Genomic DNA, 22117 nt, shown 5'->3' with positions numbered 1-22117 from the left:
TTTGGTTGAACAAGAGAGGTGAAATATTTGAAAGACCAAGTAAAGATGATCTACTTTGATTTAGATCATACCCTTTGGGATTTTGAAAGTAATTCACAAGAAGCATTGAAGTTGGTCTATCAAAAGTACAATCACGTTTTTCGTGAAACATCTTTGGATAAGTTTGTGGAATCTTACAAAAAGATCAATAAAAAGTTATGGGAAATGTATAGGAAAAAAGAAATAGGCCAACAAGAATTAAAACTTCTTCGATTTGAAATTACTTTAAATGCTTTAAAAATAAAGCATAGAGAAGATTTTATAGAAGAGATGAATAATACTTACCTAAATATCTTATCAAAACAAAAACTCCTCGTTGATGGCGCAATGGAAACTTTGGAATATTTGAAAGATAAATATGAATTAGGAATTTTGACGAACGGCTTTAGAGAAACTCAAATTGTTAAAATGAAAAGTTCCGGAATATCTGATTATTTTAGTATTTTAGTTAGCTCTGAAGATGTCGGTTTCCCTAAACCCGATGAAAAGATTTTTAATTATGCGATTTTAATGTCTAAAAAATCTAAAGATGAAATTGTTTACATTGGTGATGATCTTGAAAATGACATCTTGCCAGCAATAAAATGTGGAATTGGCGCCATTTGGTTTAAAAATCATGAAGAATCTCTTGGAACCCAAGAGAAGGATGTTCTCAGTATCTCCAAGCTTATAGAGCTGAAAAATATATTTTGAATTTATTGAAGATAATAAATGCCTTTTTTTAATGTTAAAACTTTGGCATTTTTAATGAGGTCAAAATATTCTTTATCTAATTGATGTGCTTGTTCTCCGGTATAAATTACTACTTTTATCTCATCATATACGGCTTTCTTTTCAAAAATTAGTAGATTTTCTTCTGAAGTAAGAAGTTCGTAACTTCCTGATGATAGAGAGGGGTGAACTTTTCTTAAATTAATAAGGTTTTTACAGTAATTAAAGGTTTGTTTCTGTAGATCTGACCAATCTTCTTTGAATTTCATCGCAACTCTTCCACTTTCGTGAAAATTGTGAATTGTTTGGTCTCCTTTTAAAGCTATCTCATTGCCATATTCTAGCATCACATTTCCTGTAAGAGCCATTAATAAACCAAGCGCAATGTAAAATATTTCTATTTCTTGGCATATATCTATGAACCTTGGAAGATCATGATTTTCGATAAAATAAGTTAACTGGAATTCCCTTTCGTTTAATTGGTTTGATAATACTATTTGATTGTATAAATCAAGTAATGATCCATTTTTCTTTCCTAAAACTTCTCTAATAGTATCGTAAGTAGAAAAATCAAACATACTGGTAAAACGTTGAGCTTCATCCCCTTTGAACTTTTTAAGGAGTTTAAAATTTTTTAACTTATCTCCTTCGTCTTCCCACACTTCACCTAAAATTATCACATCTTTTTTTATTTTTTTCATCCTTATAGAAAATTCCTCTAAAAATTTAAATGGCAAGCCCAAGGCATGGTCCAATCTAAATCCGTCTAATTCAAAGTTTTTTAGCCAATACTCTCCAACTCTTATTAAAAATTCTCTTGTATCTTCGTCATCTAGATTCCAGAACAAAAAGGATCTTTGCCATCTTTCTTCTTGAGGTGAACGGGGAGTTTCAGTTTTAAAGTTCAAATCTTTAGGGACGGAATTAAAATCAAACTCCTTTGAGGCATGGTTAAGTACTAGATCGATAATAACCTTTATCCCTCTTTTATGAGCATCTTCAATAAGCTTTGTAAAGATAGCTTTAGCTTCTTCTTCGGAATTGGAACTTATGTTTTCTGAAATAGAAAAATAATTGGTAATATCGTATCCATGTGTGGTTTTACTCTTAAAAATGGGTCCAAGATATATCAAATCTATCCCAAGCTCTTTTAAATAGTCTAATTCTTGAATGACACCTTGGAGATCTCCGTCTATTGCATTTTTCTCGTAATAACGATAACTCTCTTTTGGGAAATCGTTTGTTAATTCTCCATTTTTAAAAAATTTTATTAGAATGTGGTATCCTAAAAACATAAAATTCCTCCCATAGTTTACTTCTGGTTATTCTATCATTCTTTTTTTAAAAAAATGAAAACGTTTCCTAAAGATATTCACTTTTTTCACTTTTAAAATTTAAAATGAAAAAGTGTGGTATAATTAAATTGATAAGAAAGGGATCATCAGACCGATAGCAATAAAACACTCAGAAGGAGGGGTAACTATGGACATACTTTTAGTTTATCCTGCTTATCCCGAAACATTTTGGAGCTTTAAACACGCGCTGAAATTTATTTCCAAACGTGCTGCTTTGCCACCTTTGGGTTTGATTACAATAGCTTCTTATCTACCGAAAGAATGGAACGTTAGGTTGGTGGATATGAATTGCGAAAAATTAAAAAAAGAGGATATACTAAATTCAGATTATGTTTTTATAAGTGCCATGGCTGTTCAAAGAGAGTCTGCGATAAAGGTAATCAAACAATGTAACGACTATGGTAAACCTATAGTCGCTGGTGGCCCTCTTTTTACAATGGAACCCGATACATTTCAAAATACTGTGGACCATTTTGTTCTTGGAGAAGCAGAAGAATTAATGGATGAGCTTGTTAAAGATATCAAAAGAAATAAATTAAAAAGATATTATGCGAAACCTAATTTTTGTAATATAGAAGCTACACCTATTCCCAGGTGGGATCTGTTAAATCTCAAATGGTATGGGTCTATGAGCATTCAGTATTCTAGAGGTTGTCCTTATAATTGTGAATTTTGTGATATTGGGGCTTTGAGTGGTAGAAAACCCAGAACTAAGACAAGTGTACAGTTGATTCAAGAACTTCAATCTTTGTACCATGCAGGTTGGAGACGTTCGGTTTTCTTTGTAGACGATAATTTTATCTCAAATAAATCAAAATTAAAAAAAGATGTGTTACCCGCAATAATACAGTGGCAAGAAACTCATGATTACCCATTTTCTTTCTACACAGAAGTGTCTATAGATTTTTCCAATGATGATGAACTCATGAATCTGATGTTTAAAGCAGGCTTTGACAGAGTTTTTATTGGTTTGGAGACCCCTGATCCAGATAGTCTGAGAGAAGCTAACAAGTATCAAAATATCAAACAAGATCTAGAAGAGTCTATCAAAAAAATTCAAAGTTTTGGTTTTGAAATACAGGGGGGGCTTTATTGTCGGTTTTGATAGCGATAAACCCACAATTTTTGATAGGCAATTCGATTTTATACAGAAAAACGGCATAGTTACCGCCATGGTTGGTATATTAAATGCCCCAAGGGGAAGTGAATTATATTCAAGATTACTCAAGGAAAATAGGTTACGGGGAGAAATCAGTGGAAACAATGTGGATATCAATACGAATATTATTCCAAAGATGAACTTGGAATTTCTTGTCAAAAATTACAAAAATCTTGTTGCTAAGCTTTATCAGCCCAAAAACTATTATGATCGTTTGAAAAAATTTTTGGCTAATTATAAGGTACCTGGATTCTCAAAGGCCAAAATAGGCTTCCAAGAAATAAACGCTTTTATTAAATCCATTATTATTTTAGGAATTATTGGTAAAGAAAGGAAACAATATTGGAGAATGCTTTTTTGGAGCTTATTTAAAAAACCTAAAGCCTTGCCAAAGATGATTTCTCTTTCAATTTACGGTTATCATTTCAGGAAAATTGCAGAAAATTTATAAGGTGAGAAAAAATATGATAAAAAAAATACTTTTGGTTTTTGCATTTATTTCCATTGCGTTGGGATCTTTTTCTGCAAATCTATCAAAAGATAATATGATTATAAATTTAAACGATAATACATGGATAACAAATCAAATTGCAGAAAAAATAAAAAATATTGGAAGTTATATGTACAATATAAAGATAAAAGATGCGATGTCTAACTCGATAAATATCAGTGATTATGATGTGACAATGAACATATTTACAAATAGTAAGGAAAATATCACAATTGCCTTTGGGTACTTTGATGGCGGAGGTTTTTCCTATTCGGAAGAATCTGGTGAAACTGATGATTGGGTAGAAAAGTTTGCGACGAAAACTCTGGAGACATTGTCCTTTCAAAGGTTTCTATATGGAGAAAATTGGGATGTTTTACAGATCACGTTTTGGAAAGGGGTAGATGAATACCCTGTTTTTCAAAATAATAAGATATATCTTGTAAGCGATAGATATATTGGAAATAGGGAAATTTATATTTTTGACTTTGAAGAAGCCACAGAAAAGAAGATTCCTTTGGAATATTCTGCCGAATATTTTCCTGATATTTCTCCAAACAATGAATATTTAGCTTTTCAAACCACATTGTTTGGAAAATGGGACATTGTATTGTATAATTTAAAAACTAAGGAGATTCAAAGAATAAGCCCGACAGATAAGAATGCTTATTCACCATATTTTTATGACAATACCTTGGTTCTATTCACTATGGATGAAGATAGTGGCCAATGGACTGAAGTTTGGGTCTATGACTTATACTACCATAAACTTGAGAAATTAACAGAATCAAAGGATCTTTTGAAATTTAGACCCACTAAGTGGGACGGTAACAAAATCAGTTTTTATGGCGTGGATCATCAAACAGCGAATATGAATGTCTACGTTGTTGATGAAGAAAACAGTATCTCACCTTTAATCGCACAACCAAATAATCAAACCGATAATTGGTCTAACGGTTCAGAGCTTCTTGTGTACTCAGAGTTCAATGGAACCTATTTCAGTATATATGAATACGATAATGGAGAAAAGAGAAATTTATCAGGCATGTTGACAAATGATTGTTTCTATCCAACATATACACCGGACAAAAAATATGTTTTTTTTACTAATTATTATTCAGAATCTGATATTTTTGTGATAAACAGAGAAAAGATCAATGTGAACGAACAATCCTATTGGAGTGATTTGAATAATTAAAGAAAACGTGAACGAAGAAGTTTCTGAGAAAAATAAGTATAAAAAAATAGTTAAGATCTTTGGAATAATTCTTTTGTTTTTTCTCTTTTTCTGGAATGCTTTAATAACTTTTTTTCTAATAATTCTGTTAAACGTAAAAACAATTAAGAAATCTGTATTTGGGAATCTTCCATTGGAAGTTAAGAAAGGTTCTTATACTGATGCAATTACTGTAGAATATAAAAAGGAAAAGATACCTTTGAAATTTGATGTTTACTATCCTTCTAAAGTAAAAAGCAAATATCCTGTAGTTTTTTTTGCTCATGGAGGAGGTTGGATAACAGGAAGTAGGAAGTTATCAAGCGTTACCGCATGGGCCAAATTTTTAGCGAGTAAAGGATTTGCTGTTGTTGCTATAGATTACAGGTATGGCTATTTAAACAAATATGAAGAGTTGATAGAAGATTACAACGATGCCCTAAATTATATAAAAGATCATAGTGAGGAACTGTTTTTAGACAAAGAAAATATCGTGTTGATGGGGACGTCAGCAGGTGGTACGTTGTCCCTTTATTATGCGGCATATAACTCTTACTACAATCATTTTGAAAAGATGAAAGGGATAAAAGGAGTTGTATCTTGGTATGCTCCATCAGACCTTTTAGATCTGTGGAGTAAACAAGTTGATTCACTTTTTGCACAGTTTGCAGTTACTACAACAATGAAAGGTACACCTAAAAGAAAATTTGAAGAATATAAGGTATATTCACCTATAAATTATATATCTGAAAGAATGGTTCCAACATTGTTAGTACATGGGGAAAAAGACGCTACCGTCCCCGTAACAACTTCTATAAAGTTAATCCAGAAGATAAAAGAATGTGATGTTCCTTCTGCATTGTTAATTCATCCGAAAGGGAAGCATTCTTTTGAATTCGAATTAAAAGATATTTTAACTCAGAAATTTGTTGAAAAAACGGTGAGTTTCATTAGAAAAGTATTTCAAAATACAAAAACTGATGGTACAGTAGAGATAAGAGTTGTATAGAAAGAAAGAACGACGAAAATGGGGAGATGAACATATGCCACAAGAGGATTTTAAAATAGATTTTGGTTATGCAAAACAAAATATAGAATTTACTCAATCTTTCATGAATAAAGGCAAAAATTATAGAGAATCATTAATAAAATTTAATTCCTTATACAAATATAATAAAAAAGGTACGGAAACTAATGAAATCTATCTTTTTGAGCCTAGAGGGAAAACTTTGGGTGCCGCTTTGATACTTCATGGTTTGGGAACCAAAAACATTACCTATATTTTAAAAATGGGGCGATATTTTTCCAAATTAGGCATAAGGGCTGTAGTACCAATATTACCAGACAATTATACCAGAACATCTAACGGATCTATGAGTGGCAAAAATTATTTTTCTGCCGATATTTATACAACCCTAAACACCTGGGAACATGCGGTTGTTGATGTATTAAGTATCATAGATTTTTTGAAAGCAAACGAACTTTGGCATGAGCGAAACTTCATGATAGGATACTGTCTTGGGGGCATGGTATCTGTTATCGTTAACGCTTTAAATCCTGAGATTAAGCATAATTTCATTATAGCCAGTGGTGGAAACATGGCTGAACTTATATGGGAATCACCTACCTTGGAATTTACAAGAAGGGAATTGCTTAAAAAGAAGGACTATATGGCTTATCTAAGCGATAGAGAAAGGCTAAAAAAGACCTTTCAAAATGATTTAAAGAGAGTGGGAGAGTTTAAAAACATTCAAGAGTTTTTAAATTCAAATATACATCCGTTGATGAAGGTTGATCCTGCAGCCTACGCCAATTTTTTAAATAGAGAAAAGGTAACATTCTTAGAAGCAGCTTTTGATAAAACCTTACCCAAAAACACAAGAAGGGTTCTATGGGAAAACTTAGGAAGACCTAGAAGGATGACGGTCCCCATTGATCATATTACTTGGCTACCTTTTCAAAGGCTGATATCTAATATTATTATAAACGAAATGAGGTTCGAAGATATCAAATACCGCTTTGCTAATCTAGGATATTTAGCTATTTTTTTCAAAGTGAATTAATATTCCTTCAACAATTTCAACCTACTAAATTCCTTTTCATTTATAGATTCTAAAAATAAAGGCGCCGAAATTAAGCGCCATTATTTTTTGGTTCCTACTGTTTCTAAATTTTACTTAGTTTACAGCTTCTTTAAACTTTTCAGTATTTTTGGTTTCTTCAGAATAAAGATGACATTTCACTTCTCTCTATTAAAATGTAAATCACTCCCATTTATAAGAGTGAACGTTTCGTAGTCGAGGTAATTTCTGTTACTAAACTCCCTACATTCACAGGACTGTTTCTTTGTTGAGTTTTATGTTAGAATTAAGATAAAGTAATAAACAGTGACCTAAAAAAGGGGAAAGTGAATTTTGTTTAAACTCAGTCGAAGTGGTAAGTTTAAATTTGTAAGTACCAAACACAACAAGCAGATATTTGTTACTCCATTGATAACAGATTCACATTTACATATATTGGGATTGGGAGAAAAACTGTCTCAACCGACTTTGGAGAGAAAGAAACTATCTGAAATAAAAAGCATTATAGAAGAAATTGTCAGTAAAAGATCGAATAAAATTGTTTTAAGAGGTTGGACTGAAGAGTTTGCAAATCCCGATAAAGATTTTTTGGATTCAATAAATAGAGAAATCCCCATCATGCTGGTTAGAAGATGCGGACATTTTGCGGTTGTGAATTCAAAGGTTTTTGAGAGTATTGATTTTTCAGATTCAAGTAATTACGTGGATTTTGAAGAAGGAAAAATCAAAGAAAGTACAATCGATAAATTTTATAAAACCTTTGGCCCTTTCACAGACGTAAAAAATAATTACGAAACCTCAAAGAAGTATCTAAAAAATAAAGGTTATGGTTTTGTCCATTCAGATGATTTACATGGTATTTCTAAAGATAACTTGCCGTTTGTACATGATAATGAGTTTTTTGTATATGAAAAAGTTGCCGTTAAGGATTATAGTGAGCTTTCAAAATATTATGAACTAGGATACTTTAACGAATTTAAATGTGTTAAAATATATTTAGATGGTTCCCTAGGAGCACGAACAGCTTTATTGCTTAATAAGTACAACGATTCCAATACGTACGGGGAAAAATTATGGGAAGATACTGAGCTGACTGCGGTCGTTGAATTTTGTGAAAACAATGGGCTTCATTTAGCTGCTCATGCTATAGGAGACGGGGCTATAGAACAAATTTTACGAGTTTTTGAAAAGGTCAATCCTAAATTAAGGCATAGAATAATTCATGCTATAGTACTTAGATCTAATCAAATAGAAAGGATTAAAAAACATAACCTTATTGTAGACATACAACCTCAATTCATGGAATCCGATAAGGTTTTTATTGAAGATAGATTAGGTGAAAGGGTAAATGATGCCTTTAGATTTTATGATTTATACAGATCACAAGTGTCTCTTTTTATTTCATCAGATGCTCCAGTTGAAGAACCAGATTGGTTGAGAGATATTAAAAGATTGAAAGAAATAGGGATCCCTTATAATTACTCTTTGTATCAGCTTACCTATGGTCCAGAAATTATAGATAACATTGATAGGCAAGAAAGTATGGAAAGTAACGCTTTAATATTTCAGGACGATCCTTTTGTTGAAATATCTCAACCAAAGATCTATCAAACTGAAAATTAGGTTTTGATTTTAAAAAGGTGTAAGCACTAGAGTTTCTAACGACAGTAATAATTATATTTCGTGAGGAGGTAGTGTAATGGAGAAATTAGTTTTAGAGGATTTTACAAAGTACAAGTTTATATCTAACACAAAATTTTCACCGAATGGTAAAAACTTAGCCTTTGTTGTCTCAGAGATGGATGTAGATGAGAACAAGTATCTTTCAAACATATGGCTTTACAATGTTGATAATAAAACGATCAACAAACTTACCGCTTTCAATCAAGAAAGCTCTTATGTATGGTTGGACGATGAGAATATCATCTTCTCAACAGTGAGAGAGGAAAAGGATAAAAAGAGGAAGGAAAAAGGAGAACCTTTTACCATTTATTATATAATAAACATCAAAGGTGGAGAAGCTCAAAAATATTTCGAACTCCCATTCTTTGCATCAGATATCGAGCCCATATCTAAAGATAAGTTTGTTGTAACTGGTATTTATGACCCGAAATATAAAAATTTGGAGAACCTTTCAAAGGAAGAAAAAGAAAAGGAACTGGATAAGCTCAAAGAAGAAAAAGATTACGAAGTTTTAGATGAAATACCTTTCTGGTCGAATGGAAAGGGATTTACCAACAAGAAAAGGAATAGATTATACATTTATACGTTAGAAGATAAGAAAGTTACCCCTATAACAGATGAATTGACAAACGTTGAAGGTTTTAAATTGAATAAAGAGAAAGATTTAATGCTTTTTATTTCCAACACTTTTAAAGATAAAATGGAAATAAGATCCGATCTTTATTTATATGACTTAAAGAAAGAAAGTTTAGAAAAATTAACACACGAAGACCCTTTCAATTACGTATATGCAGACTTTCTAAAAGAGAAAATAATTTTCTTAGGTTCCAATATGAAAGAGTACGGAATCAATGAAAATCCCAAATTTTATTTGATGGATTTACAAACAAAAGAAGTGAAACAAATTCAAACTGATTTTGATTTTAGTACTTGGAGTTCTGTAGGTTCTGATTGTAGATATGGCTCTAACAGTGAATTCAAAGTGGAGAACGATTACCTTTATTTTGAAACCACAGAGTATGGCAGTTCTTTCATAAATAAAATAGATGAGAGAGGTAAGAGAGAAAAATTAACCACAAAAAACGGATCCGTTGATGGTTTTGATGTATTTAAAGATCGTATTATCTTTATAGGAATGAGAGATGTGAAACTTCAAGAACTATACGAATTAGAAGGCAATGAAGAGAAACAACTAACTACTTTCAACGAATGGGTAGTAGAAGAAAAAACTTTATCTAAGCCAGAGAGGATAACTTTCCTTGGTAAAGGTGAGATAGAAATAGAAGGATGGGTTATGAAACCTGTAAATTTTGAAGAGAACAAAAAATACCCTGCAATCTTAGATATTCATGGTGGCCCAAAAACCGTTTATGGTGGAGATGTTTTTTTCCATGAAATGCAGTATTGGGCAAATGAGGGTTATGTTGTTATGTTTTGTAATCCCCGAGGAAGTGATGGAAGAGGGGATGAGTTTGCAGATATCAGAGGAAAGTATGGAACAATAGACTATGAAGACATAATGGACTTTGTTGATAAAGTATTGGAAAAGTTCTCTTTCATAGACGAAAATAGAATAGGGGTAACAGGTGGTTCTTATGGTGGTTATATGACCAACTGGGTAATTGGACATACTGATAGGTTCAAGGCTGCCGCTTCTCAAAGAAGTATAGCAAATTGGATAGCTAAATTTGGCACTACCGATATCGGTTACTATTTCGTTGAAGATCAACAAGCAGCCACTCCCTGGAGTGATTATGAAAAGTTATGGTTCCACTCACCTATGAAATACGCCGATAACGTTAAAACTCCAACTTTGTTTATACATTCTGAAGAAGACTACCGTTGTTGGTTGGCTGAAGGATTGCAGATGTTCACTTCACTCAAATACAATGGTGTTGAATCAAAACTTGTTATGTTCAGAGGAGAAAATCATGAGTTGAGCAGAAGCGGAAAACCAAAACATCGAATAAGAAGATTAAAAGAAATTACCACGTGGTTTGACTGTTATTTGAAATAGTTAAATGTATGTAGCTAACTTTTCGCATTATAAGGAGAGAAAACATGAGAGCAAAAACCAAACGTTTGGTAACTATATCGTTGTTATCTGGTATTTCTTTTGTTCTAGGATTTACTCCATTGGGATTTATCCCTATTCCTCCAGCGAATGCAACAACTATGCATATTCCAGTTATAATTGGGGCAATATTGGAGGGACCTATTGCAGGAATGGTTATAGGTTTAATATTTGGCGTATCTAGTATAATTCAAGCACTTTTAAGGCCAAACATATTGTCTTTTGCTTTTGTTAATCCTTTAGTTTCTGTGCTACCAAGAATATTGATTGGTTTAGTTTCATATTATTCATACAGATTAGTATTTGAACTTTTCTCGAGTAATAAAGAAAAAGTTTCAAAGTGGAGAGATAGCGTATCTATTGGTGTAAGTGCTGCTTTAGGAACTTTTACTAACACCGCAGGTGTTTTAGGTATGATGTATCTCTTATTTGCCGACAGGATAGCTACCGCTATGGGAGTAGCAAGGGAAGCCGTAGGTGGGGTAGTGTTGGCTATAGGCCTAACAAACGGTATTCCAGAGATCATAATAGCGATTTTAATAACTGTTGGGGTAATCAGAGCGGTAAAAAAGGCAGGCTATTGATTATCTCATCATTTGGGTGGGATGCGGGGGAAGGGCGCTATAGCAACTTTTTTGATTTCTATAGACAACAAAAATTACAAATTAAAAGGAGGAGTCAAGTATTATGAAGAAATACACAGCTACCCACGAATATGTAACAATAGAAGGAAATATTGCGACTGTCGGAATTTCTGCGAAAGCCGCTGAAGAATTGGGTGATGTAACCTACGTTGAATTACCAGAAGTTGGCAAAGAAGTAAAAAAAGGTGAAGTCCTGTGCACCATAGAATCTGTGAAGTCAGCCGAAGATATATATGTACCTTTAAGTGGAAAAATTGTTGAAGTTAACAAAGATCTTGAAGACAATCCAGAAATAATAAACGAAGACGCCGAAAATAAAGGATGGATTGTAAAAATTGAAATTTCTGATCAATCAGAAATAGAAGATCTTTTGGATGAAGAACCTCCAATGTAAACAAGTATAATTCGAAATTAAAGGCCTCTATTTAATTGGGGCCTTTTTTCTTTTTTTAACTTGAAGAAGCCAGACATAAAGTAAAAAGATCAAACTCCATAGAAATAAGGGAATAAATAAAGAACTAAATTCAATTGGTTCATAAAAGGTAAAAAGATTTACGAAATTTTTTATTGATAATGCAAAAAAAGTTGAAAAAGAATGAACAAAATTGAAAGGCAATAATATTGAAAGAACGCTACATAAGATTAGTAATGAAATAGCAGGGGTTAGAATAGGCGTTATGAAAAGTCCAATCAAAGAAATCTCTCCAAAGTGTATCAGAGCTATAGGAAATATACCGATATATGCAGCTATGGGGACAGATAAAGATCTAAAATATTGATTTTCTACATGGTTCATTGTAAATAAAATCATAAAAGTTGCAGCATAACTCATTTGGAAACTAACGTTCATAAGATTATTGGGAATTAACAATAGGTTGAGATATCCTATTAATCCTAAGATGTTGAAAGAGCTAACAGGGACGTCGAAAAGTCTGAATAAGTTCAACGTAATTAAAAGCAATACAGCTCGTACAGAACTTGGGGTGAATCCGGTAAAAATCAAATAAAAAGCGATGATAGTAGAGTATAAGATGAGTCTTAGATTCCTTTTCAAGATAAAAAAGTTCAGAAAGAAGCTGATCATCGAGTAAATTATGTAAACGTGCATACCCGAAACTGCAAATAGATGCAGAGTTCCTGTTTTTTGAAATACCTCTTTATCCCGTATATTACCCATAAAAGAGCTCGTCAGTATATCAAGTGCCTCATTATTTTGAATGTTTTCAGACAATCTATTAGTTGCAAGATCTTTTATCTTCATAATCGAATTGTTGTTGGCAGGAGCCACATACTCAGCTCTAAAAAAATCGTTTTCAATTGTCCCGTATATGTAGACGTTTTTGCCGGTGGTGATGGGAACGGTGCTGAATTCACCATAGTAAAATTTATAATAATTCCTGTATTTCTGCCACTGATTTTCATAATAGATTTTTTTTGAAAATACTGTATAATAATTTCCTCTTTTGTCTATAATTTTTCCTAAAATACCTACTTCTGAATTTAGGTTGATGGGAATGTATAACAAGGCAGGAAACAATAAAATAGCGATTAAAAAGACTTTTAAACTATCTTTCTCCAAGAGTTTTAAAAGAAAAAGAAACAAAATATAACCTATTAATACAGCGGCTTTATTCAAGTAGGAAAGTACTAATAACAAAGAAAAGGCAATTAATAATTCAATAAAAAAGGGAAAGTTAACCTCAGTTTTCTTTTCTATACTTTTACCCCCCAGTAGATAGAAATCAGAAGTGAGATTATCAATCAGGAATATAATAAAATTAATTCAAAAAACAAAAGGATCGTAAAACACGATCCTTCATTCTGGTGCCGGGGGCGGGACTTGAACCCGCACGAGTGTAAATACTCATATGGCCCTCAACCATACGTGTCTACCAATTCCACCACCCCGGCAAAAAGTTGCTTATGTTAATATATCAAAATTATTATACACTACGTTATAGGCTTTGTCAAGAGACCGAGATCATATCATATACCTCTCCATTTTTTATGACAGTTTGAGTGTGGTTTACTCCGAAGTGGTATATTAAGTATTCTATATTAGGTACATCGAAAATCGCCATATCAGCTTTTTTACCTACTTCCAAACTACCAATTTTATCTTCTAATTTCAGTGCACAAGCCGCATTAATAGTAACCGATGTAATTATTTCCCTTGGATTCATATGTAATTTTAGTGCCCCAAACGTCATAACCAATTGTAAATTTTCTGTAGGCGAACTTCCTGGGTTATAATCGGTCGACAATGCAATTGGTATACCAAGTTCAATCATCTTTCTAGCATTTGCATACTTCTCACTTTGCAAAAAGAAAGTTGTTGTGGGAAGAAGTGTGGCTATTACATTGTTCTGGGCCATTTTTTTCAAGCCTTCATCACTTGCACCTACCAAATGATCTGCCGAAACACAACCTAACTCAGCAGCTAATTCGGCACCTCCTAAAGGTTCTATTTCGTCTGCATGAATTTTGAGAAATAGACCGCGTTCTTTTGCAGCAGAGAGTATTTTTCTGGATTGATCAACTGAGAAAACTCCTTTTTCACAGAATACATCACAAAATTTAGCTAAATTTTTTTCTGCTACATACGGGATCATTTCAGTTATGAGTATATCTACGAATTTATCGACGTTGTCTTGGTACTTTTTAGGTACGGCATGCGCCCCCAAAAATGTAGGAACCAAATCTATGGGGTGAATTCTATTGAGTTCTCTTATGACCTCAAGCTGTTTCAATTCTGTGTCAAAGTCATCAAGCCCGTAACCGCTTTTTGCTTCAACGGTTGTTACTCCATAAGATAACATTCTATTTAAACTCTTTTCTGCCTTTTTAAGTAATTCTTCGAAAGACGCTTTTTTAGTTGATTCGACGGTGTCGTGTATTCCTCCCCCAGAATTTAAAATATCTAAGTAACTTTTACCTTCTAACTTCTTAAATAATTCGTATTCCCTTGAGCCTCCATGAACCAAATGAGTGTGAGAGTCTATTAAACCGGGTGTTACAGTTTTCCCTTGGGCGTTTATAATTTTTGCATCTTGAGCTATTTCTATGTCTTTTGGCAAGTCACCACTTCCAACGTAGATAATCTTATCTTTTGAAGCAGAAATGATTCCATTTTTAATTAAGCCAATTTCTGACATTTCCTCTTTCTTTCTTGGCCTATTAGGCCCCTTCATCGTTATTAAATTTGAAATGTTTTTTATCACCAAAGTAGCTTTTTCATCCATATCAATCACCATAAATTTTATTTTCTAAAACGCGGTCATAGCTGAAATCTTCTAATTTTAAAAAGTAATCAGCTGTATCAACAAGGGCATTCATCGGTACCAATCCAACTATTTCACTTCCAACAACGTTCACTCCATATCTGTTCGCTTCGTTTTCTATCACTTGAAATACTCTGTACAAAGGTGTTTTTGTGTAATCAACCATATTCATGGAAACTTGGACTATATTCCTTTCTTTCAATTCAAAACCTAACGCTTTACAGTATTTAAATCCTCCACTTTTCCCCCTAACCGCTTTGGCTATCTTTTTTGCAATGTCTAAATTGTTGGTATTCAGGTTCACGTTGAAAGCTATCAAAGGCATCCTGGCGCCCACGGCGGTAACTCCTGCACTTTCATGCGGTTGATCTGGGCCAAAATCTGGCTTGAACTCTTCTTGTTTTAATTTCTCAAACATCCCTTCGAACTCACCTTTTCTTATAACGGCTAAATCTTCTCTTTCAGGTCGGCTGGCTGATTTTTCATACAATATTACGGGGATATTCAACTCTTCTCCTATTCTTTTTGCCAATTTTTTAGAGTATTCTACACACTCTTGCATCGATATGTTTTTAATTGGAATGAGCGGGATAACGTCTGTAGCCCCCATTCTTGGATGTTCACCTTTATGAGTTCTCAAATCTATCAACTCAGCCGCTTTTTTACAGGCGTTAAAAGCTGCTTCTATTACCATATCAGGTTCTCCCACAAAAGTAACTACGCTTCTGTTGTGGTCTTTATCCATAGAGTAATCTAATAATTTTACTCCTTCTTGTTTTCTTACTTCATCTACAATACATTCTAACTTTTCTTTATCTCTTCCTTCACTGAAATTTGGAACACATTCAACGATTTTGTTCAAAACATCTACCTCCTAACCCTCATAAGTATTTGTCAACCAAATCTTTTATCATATTTTTATCAGCAATATATGGCAAAGTTATGTGGTCCGTGTTTTTGTTTTCTTTGTTGTACTCTATTGATGTTTCTATAGAAGCTTCATTTCTAGCCCATGATCGTCTGGCAACCCCAACCATAACATCCCATGGAATTGCGTTCTTTATTATTTCATCCACCCTTCCACTTCCGTCAAGAACCAATCCAAAACCACCGTTAATGGCTTTACCGATACCAACTCCGCCTCCGTTGTGCAGTGTTACCAAACTCATTCCCCTTGCTATATTTCCAGCAAAATCATGGGTTGCCATATCCGCCATTATATTACTCCCATCTTTTATATTCGCTGTTTCTCTAAAAGGAGAGTCAGCTCCACCCGCATCATGATGATCCCTTCCGAGCATTATGGGGCCAACTTCCCCTTTTCTAACCATTTCATTGAATTTAAGCGCTATCTTCATCCTTCCCATAGCATCTTGATAAAGAATTCGTGCTTGAGTACCTACAACGAGATTGTTTTTATCAGCATCTCTAATCCATATGTAATTGTCTCTATCTTGGCCCCTTCTATTGGGATCTATACATTCCATCGCTGCTTTATCCGTTTTCAATAGATCTTCCCGTTTTCCACTTAAACATACCCACCTGAAAGGTCCATAACCATAGTCGAATATTAATGGTCCCATTATGTCTTCCACATACGAGGGAAAGATGAATCCTTCGCTTTCATCCAAGCCATTTTTTGCTATTTCTTTCACGCCTGCATCAAAAACCGCCTTCATGAAACTATTCCCATAGTCAAAAAAGTAGGTTCCCCTTTCAACCATTGTTTTTATAAGCTCAAAATGTCTTCTCAGTGAATTGTTGACTAATTCAACAAATTTCTCTTTATTTGTTTTTAAGAGCTGATTCTTCTCTTCATGAGTCAAGCCTTGAGGGCAGTACCCTCCCTCGTAGGCGGCGTGACAAGATGTCTGATCTGATAACAAATCTACTTTTATACCTTTCTTTACAATGTATTCCAATAGATCTACAATATTACCATAATAACCGATGGAAATGGGTTCTTTTCTATTTAGATGATCGAAGGCTATTTCAAAAACTTCATCCAAATCTTTGCTGTAGGTTTTTAACCAACCTTGGTTGAGCCTTGTTTGTATTCTCGAGTAATCTACTTCTGCAATTATCCCAACCCCTTTTGCAATTTCTATTGCTTTTGCCTGAGCACCGCTCATTCCACCTAAACCTGAACTCACAAACAAGCATCCTCTTAGATCACTATCTTGGGGTATTCCTAATTTCAACCTTCCAGCGTTCAACAAGGTATTGTAAGTGCCATGAACGATACCTTGAGGTCCTATATACATCCACCCTCCAGCAGTCATTTGCCCGTAGTTGGCAACACCCATAGCTTGTGCCTTGATCCAATGTTCTTGGTCATCAAACATTCCAACCATCAAAGCATTTGTTATTATCACCCGTGGACTATTTGGAGTTGATCTGTACAAACCTAAGGGATGTCCTGAAGCCACAACTAAAGTTTGTTCTCTTGTAAGTTCTTCTAGGTATTTTTTAATTAACCTGTACTGCATCCAATTTTGACATACTTGACCGGTTTCACCATAGGTTACCAGTTCATAAGGGTACAAAGCGACATCAAAATCCAAGTTATTATCGATCATGACCTGAAATGCCTTTCCTTCAATACACTTACCCTTGTACATATCTATAGGTTTTGCCTTAATGTTGCCCTCAGGTCTATACCTGTATCCATAAATTCTACCTCGAGTAAACAACTCTTGTAAAAATTCTGGAGCCAATTCTTCATGCAAGCTTTCCGGCACGTACCTTAAAGCGTTTGCAAGGGCTAGTTCTACTTCTCTTTTTGATAAGTTCAAAGGTCTTTTAGGTGCCCTTCTTATACCTTCGAAGAATTTAGGCATACTAGGCAGTTTGTCATCCAACTTAATGGACATTGCGCTAGAAATATCAATATTGTTCACCATGATATTTTCTCCTTTCTTTAAAGTAATTTACCAATTTCTTTTTCCACTTCTTTAACGATTATGCCAGATTTTAAGATTTCTTCACTCTTATCTATCATTTCGTACATCGCTCTGTCTTCGTTTATCTTCGGTATTTTATCTCTAACTATATCATAAACTATCTTTGAACCTTTTCCTAAACCTTTGTTTCCTCGTAGGTCTATGGCTTGGCAAGCACAGAACATTTCCATAGCTAATACTTTTTGGACGTTGTTTAGTATATTCTTCGCTTTTCTCGCTGCAATTGTGCCCATAGAAACGTGATCTTCTTGGTTTGCAGAAGAAGGAATTGAATCAACACTTGCAGGATGGGCTAAGACTTTATTTTCTGAAACCAACGACGCGGCTGAATATTGAACAAGCATAAATCCAGAATTCAAGCCACTTTCTTCTATCAAAAAAGGAGGTAACCCGCTCAATTTAGGATTAACAAGCCTTTCTATTCGTCTTTCTGATATATTTGCAATTTCAGACAAAGCAATCGCCAAAAAGTCCATGCCCAATGCAATTGGTTGGCCGTGAAAATTCCCTGCGGATATTGCTTCTTCTTCTTTTGAAAATATCAAAGGATTATCGGTTGCTGCATTCATCTCTTTCACAATGACATCTTGCACATAATTTACTGCATCACGTGAAGCACCGTGAACCTGCGGGATACATCTCAAGGAATAGGCATCTTGAACACGTAATACCCCTTGATGAGACACCATTTTACTATCTTCAAGTATTCTCCTTAAATTGATAGCGGACTCAATCTGCCCTTTATGAGGTCTTAGATTGTGTACCCTCTCATCAAAAGCCTCGATGATACCGTTCAATGCCTCAAAACTCAACGATGAAATTATATCTGCCGTTTTTAAAAGTTCTATGCTATCGTATATTGATAATGCACCTATAGCAGTCATAACTTGTGTTCCATTTATTAAAGCAAGGCCTTCCTTTGCAACAAGATTTATCGTATCTATTCCCGCCAATTTCATTGCTTCTTTTCCATTTAATCGCTTGTTGTCGTAATAAGCTTCTCCTTCTCCCATCATCGGTAAAACCATATGGGCTAATGGAGCTAGATCACCGCTTGCTCCTAAAGACCCTTTTTCTGGTATTACCGGGTGAACCTTCTTGTTTATCATATCGATCAAAGTTTGAATGGTGGATAACCTTATTCCAGAAAAACCTTTGACCAAAGAATTTGCGCGAAGCAACATAATCGCCCTAACAGTTTCTATATCCAAAGGATTCTCGATTCCACATGCATGGCTTCTGATCAGATTCTTTTGTAATTTCTCTGTTTTATCGTTCGAAATGAAAACATTGCAGAGTTCTCCAAAGCCAGTAGTCACACCATATATGACTTTTTCCTCTTCTGCAAACTTTTCTACAACTTTTCTGGAGTTCTCAATGTTCTCAAAAGCAGAGTTATCTATAGCCACGTCGTAATAATGTCTAGCTACATTAATCACATCTTCCAAACTCAGATGTTCGCCGTCTATATAGACCTTTTTCAAATATAAGACCTCACTTTCGATCAAGCAAAAATTTCATATCTTCTAGTAAAATTATAACACCATGAAAAAAATTTCTCACTTTTAAATAGAGCGATTTAACGACGATTAAAAACAATCTAAGTCGATTAAACAAGAAAATCTAATGAAATCTTACAAAACGATTTTTTTCAAAATTCAGGAAAAACTAAGGAAAAGCTTCCTAATCGCAAATAATTGCCCGTAATTGCTCCTAATATTAGTTGATTGGATAAATTAATGGTTGACAAAAGAAGTTAACTCTCGTATAATTATTCTGAACAAGATTTGAACTTATTTAGACAATTATTTTCTGTGAAACTTTAAAAATCCGATTTGGTGCACTGCAATAAAAAATATTGGTTACATTAAAAAGCTGTTTAATTGTAAGATTTAATAAAATTCCTCTGATTTCTAATTCAAAGATAAAGAAAATTTTGATATTTAAAAAAATAATTCAGAAAGAATAGAAATAGCTTGTCATTAATTCGAATATTAATTGATTTGGTAAACTTACCATCTGGCAAAGCTTTTTTTCTCATAAAGATAGAGGACTCTATGATTTTCTTGTTTGAAGCTCAAGGAGAGAAAAATGGGTATTAATGGACTTTTATTTTTATTACTTTGGGAAGAAATACCAAAGTAAAGGGGAAAAATTCATTAGGAGGTGTGAAAGAATGAAAAAGAGCTTATTGGTGATTTTTGTTTCCGTGTTACTTGTTGTTGCAGGATTTTCACAGGTAGCTGGGATTCCAAGGGAAGATACGCTCATTGCTAACGTTTTAACTGGAAGAGTAGGTTCCCCTGGTATTTTTAACATATTTACCACTAGCTGGAGAACTCCCGATCAAGGGATTCAGCAATTGATGCTGGAACCATTATGGACGATGGAACCCACCAGAGGAGAAGTTATTAATTCTCTTGCAGTAGAAGGTCCAATCTATAACGAAGACTTCACACAGATGACCGTTAAGTTAAGAAAAGGATGTTATTGGAGTGATGGTGTTGAAATTACTGCGGATGATATTGTATACGCTATCGAAACAGCTATGAAATACCAAGGAATGTCTTATCATGATCAGTTTAGGCTTCACATTGATAAAGTATACAAAACAAATGATTACACCGTAGTATTTGAATTGAAAGAACCTAACGCACGATTCCACACCAATTTTGTGGACAGATGGGGAGCATGGAGGCCTTTCCCAAAACATATTTTTGAAAAAGTAGAAGATCCCTTATCCTTTGATTTCAACCCTCCAATAAGCAGTGGGCCATATGTTCTAAAAGATTATGACGCTGCTGGTTATTGGACACTTTGGGAAAAAAGGGAAGACTGGGATAGGACCCCAACTGGGATGTTGTTCGGTGAACCAAAACCAAAATACGTACTTTTCTATTACTATGGAGAAGCTACAAACCAAGTAATTGCGCAGGCTAACCATAACTTAGACATGGCAGATTTAACAATGGAAGCATTCAGAGCACTCATTCAAAGAAATCCATATTCAAGAGGATACAGAATAGAATACCCGTGGGTAGTAAACACGGATCCTTGTATGACAGGTGTTATATTCAATACCGAAGTATATCCATACAACATAAAAGATGTAAGATGGGCATTAACTCTTGCAATTGATATAGTAGATTACATAGGGATAGCGTTTGATGGTGCTGCGCCTATGGGTGCACTTCACCTTCCTCCGATGCCAGTTTATCAAGAATGGTATTATAAACCATTAGAAGAATGGTTGAAGAATTTCACCTTAGACATAAACGTTAACGGGAAACCATTCAAACCGTACGATCCAATGGCGACATTAAGAGCAGCCCAATATGCGAGGGAAAGAGGATACGAGGTACCAAACGATATAGAAACGTTGAAAGAGATGTTTGGTCCAGGATGGTGGAAATATGCACCTGATGTAGCGGAACAGTTGTTAGAAAGGAATGGATTTACAAGAGATAAAAATGGCAAATGGTTGTTACCAGACGGTACGCCTTGGAAAATTAATATTATTGCCAATGCAAATCCTTCACATCCAGCGCATAGAAATGCACTTGCTGTAGCACAACAATGGAGAAACTTTGGTATAGATGTTTCAGTTACTCCTAGTGAACAAGATGCGAGTATAGTTGCGCTAGGCAACTTTGAGGTTAGTGCCCAATGGCCTGCATCTGAGCCATGGGGTGGGCATCCTGATTTGTATCGTGTTTTTTCGAGTATACACTCAAAATACTACCAACCTTTGGGAGAAAACGCTATTACTAATTTAGGCCCTGCACCAGGCAGATGGACGGATCCGAGAATGGATAAAGTTATAGAAGGAATGGAAAAGGTAGACTGGGGTAGTGAGGAAAACATACAATTAGGTATAGAAGGGTTGAAAATACTTGTAGAAGAAATGCCTTCAGTTCCAACTTTTGGATATCCTGGAGTAGTGGGATGGGATGAATATTACTGGACGAATTATCCTGGTGCTGAAAATCCGTATATGATTCCCTATCATCATTGGCCAAACTTCAAATACATGCTCCCCTTCCTTGAACCAACAGGGAGAGAATAAAGGCTACAGATAAATACATTGAGCCCCCTTCGGGGGGCTTATTATGGAGGTGTAACACTTGCTATTTTTCAAGCGATACTTGCTACCAAGGATAATACAATTTCTAGTTGTAGTATTCGTAGGGATAACGGTGGTATTTATTGTACCCAGGCTAACGCCTGTTGATCCCGTACAACAAGTAATCAGTCAAATGACATCACAAGGAGCCTTCTTAGACCCAGCGGCTGTTGAAGCATTAAGGCAATCGCTCACAGAGATGTACGGATTAGAAGGAGGGATATTCCAACAATACGTTGCCTTTTGGGGAAGACTGCTACATGGAGACTTTGGGCCATCACTCTTTCAATTTCCGGTA

The 22117-nt window shown here is 34.5% G+C and carries 15 protein-coding genes, 1 tRNA gene and 2 pseudogenes; 11 read left to right on the top strand and 7 right to left on the bottom strand.

Features of this window, described 5'->3' with window-relative positions; translation table 11 throughout:
- Positions 1 to 27: 27 nt before the first annotated feature.
- Positions 28 to 732, top strand: a complete 705-nt coding sequence (locus X928_RS00570; RefSeq protein ID WP_103078032.1) for a YjjG family noncanonical pyrimidine nucleotidase — start codon at positions 28 to 30, stop codon at positions 730 to 732.
- Between the two features lie 2 nt (positions 733 to 734).
- Here the strand turns inward: X928_RS00570 and X928_RS00565 are convergent, their stop codons facing one another.
- Positions 735 to 2045, bottom strand: coding sequence for an alpha-amylase family glycosyl hydrolase (locus X928_RS00565; RefSeq protein WP_103078031.1), 1311 nt, complete (start codon positions 2043 to 2045; stop codon positions 735 to 737).
- 187 nt (positions 2046 to 2232) lie between these two features.
- Here X928_RS00565 and X928_RS00560 point away from each other — a divergent pair.
- The 8 genes and pseudogenes from X928_RS00560 to gcvH all read left to right on the top strand — a co-directional run bounded on the left by X928_RS00560 (position 2233) and on the right by gcvH (position 11846).
- Positions 2233 to 3715 (top strand): annotated as a pseudogene (locus tag X928_RS00560) (B12-binding domain-containing radical SAM protein).
- A gap of 13 nt (positions 3716 to 3728) precedes the next feature.
- A complete protein-coding gene (locus X928_RS00555) occupies positions 3729 to 4952 on the top strand; it encodes a TolB family protein (protein WP_103078030.1) in 1224 nt (407 codons plus the stop codon).
- Positions 4953 to 4959: 7 nt separating this feature from the next.
- Positions 4960 to 5979, top strand: a complete 1020-nt coding sequence (locus X928_RS00550) for an alpha/beta fold hydrolase (protein WP_103078029.1) — start codon at positions 4960 to 4962, stop codon at positions 5977 to 5979.
- Positions 5972 to 7033, top strand: coding sequence for a dienelactone hydrolase family protein (locus tag X928_RS00545; RefSeq protein WP_245857137.1), 1062 nt, complete (start codon positions 5972 to 5974; stop codon positions 7031 to 7033). The genes X928_RS00550 and X928_RS00545 overlap by 8 nt, the downstream gene beginning before the upstream one ends.
- 351 nt (positions 7034 to 7384) lie before the next feature.
- Positions 7385 to 8674, top strand: coding sequence for an amidohydrolase family protein (locus X928_RS00540; RefSeq protein ID WP_169926243.1), 1290 nt, complete (start codon positions 7385 to 7387; stop codon positions 8672 to 8674).
- 76 nt (positions 8675 to 8750) lie between these two features.
- Entirely contained in the window at positions 8751 to 10751 is a 2001-nt protein-coding gene (locus X928_RS00535; protein WP_103078026.1) for a S9 family peptidase, read from the top strand.
- Between the two features lie 44 nt (positions 10752 to 10795).
- Positions 10796 to 11392 carry an ECF transporter S component gene (locus tag X928_RS00530; protein ID WP_103078025.1) on the top strand — a complete coding sequence of 199 codons (597 nt, stop codon included), beginning with the start codon at positions 10796 to 10798 and terminating at the stop codon, positions 11390 to 11392.
- 103 nt (positions 11393 to 11495) lie between these two features.
- Positions 11496 to 11846, top strand: a complete 351-nt coding sequence (gene gcvH / locus X928_RS00525; protein WP_103078024.1) for a glycine cleavage system protein GcvH — start codon at positions 11496 to 11498, stop codon at positions 11844 to 11846.
- A gap of 27 nt (positions 11847 to 11873) precedes the next feature.
- On the opposite strand, the gene X928_RS00520 is transcribed toward gcvH, so the two are convergent.
- The 6 genes from X928_RS00520 to hutH form a co-directional block, all read right to left on the bottom strand.
- Entirely contained in the window at positions 11874 to 13055 is a 1182-nt protein-coding gene (locus tag X928_RS00520) for a ComEC/Rec2 family competence protein (protein WP_103078023.1), read from the bottom strand.
- A gap of 219 nt (positions 13056 to 13274) precedes the next feature.
- A tRNA-Leu gene (locus X928_RS00515) sits at positions 13275 to 13363 on the bottom strand.
- Between the two features lie 56 nt (positions 13364 to 13419).
- Positions 13420 to 14694 (bottom strand): imidazolonepropionase, encoded by a 1275-nt coding sequence (hutI, locus tag X928_RS00510; RefSeq protein WP_169926242.1) that lies wholly within the window; start codon positions 14692 to 14694, stop codon positions 13420 to 13422.
- 1 nt (position 14695) lies between these two features.
- Complete coding sequence (gene ftcD, locus X928_RS00505) at positions 14696 to 15595, bottom strand: glutamate formimidoyltransferase (RefSeq protein ID WP_103078021.1); 900 nt, start codon at positions 15593 to 15595, stop codon at positions 14696 to 14698.
- A gap of 19 nt (positions 15596 to 15614) precedes the next feature.
- A complete protein-coding gene (locus X928_RS00500; RefSeq protein ID WP_103078020.1) occupies positions 15615 to 17636 on the bottom strand; it encodes a urocanate hydratase in 2022 nt (673 codons plus the stop codon).
- Between the two features lie 17 nt (positions 17637 to 17653).
- Positions 17654 to 19180 carry a histidine ammonia-lyase gene (gene hutH, locus X928_RS00495; RefSeq protein ID WP_103078019.1) on the bottom strand — a complete coding sequence of 509 codons (1527 nt, stop codon included), beginning with the start codon at positions 19178 to 19180 and terminating at the stop codon, positions 17654 to 17656.
- A gap of 692 nt (positions 19181 to 19872) precedes the next feature.
- Between hutH and X928_RS00490 the strand changes: the two genes are divergently transcribed.
- Both X928_RS00490 and X928_RS00485 read left to right on the top strand, forming a co-directional pair.
- Positions 19873 to 21762 (top strand): ABC transporter substrate-binding protein, encoded by a 1890-nt coding sequence (locus X928_RS00490; RefSeq protein WP_169926241.1) that lies wholly within the window; start codon positions 19873 to 19875, stop codon positions 21760 to 21762.
- A 58-nt stretch (positions 21763 to 21820) separates the two neighbouring features.
- Positions 21821 to 22117: pseudogene (locus X928_RS00485) on the top strand (ABC transporter permease); the annotation flags it as partial.

Origin of the sequence: Petrotoga miotherma DSM 10691 (genome assembly GCF_002895605.1) — a bacterium.
Lineage (GTDB): Bacteria > Thermotogota > Thermotogae > Petrotogales > Petrotogaceae > Petrotoga > Petrotoga miotherma.
The sequence above is the reverse complement of the archived record's forward strand: the minus strand, read 5'-3'. Positions and strand labels throughout refer to the sequence as shown.

Bases quoted from the DNA above. Each gene is read 5' to 3' on its own strand.
- X928_RS00565 (WP_103078031.1), bottom strand. From the start codon at position 2,045: ATGTTTTTAGGATACCACATTCTAATAAAATTTTTTAAAAATGGAGAA.
- X928_RS00555 (WP_103078030.1), top strand. From the start codon at position 3,729: ATGATAAAAAAAATACTTTTGGTTTTTGCATTTATTTCCATTGCGTTG.
- X928_RS00535 (WP_103078026.1), top strand. From the start codon at position 8,751: ATGGAGAAATTAGTTTTAGAGGATTTTACAAAGTACAAGTTTATATCT.
- X928_RS00530 (WP_103078025.1), top strand. From the start codon at position 10,796: ATGAGAGCAAAAACCAAACGTTTGGTAACTATATCGTTGTTATCTGGT.
- gcvH (WP_103078024.1), top strand. From the start codon at position 11,496: ATGAAGAAATACACAGCTACCCACGAATATGTAACAATAGAAGGAAAT.
- hutI (WP_169926242.1), bottom strand. From the start codon at position 14,694: ATGGATGAAAAAGCTACTTTGGTGATAAAAAACATTTCAAATTTAATA.
- X928_RS00500 (WP_103078020.1), bottom strand. From the start codon at position 17,636: ATGGTGAACAATATTGATATTTCTAGCGCAATGTCCATTAAGTTGGAT.
- X928_RS00490 (WP_169926241.1), top strand. From the start codon at position 19,873: ATGAAAAAGAGCTTATTGGTGATTTTTGTTTCCGTGTTACTTGTTGTT.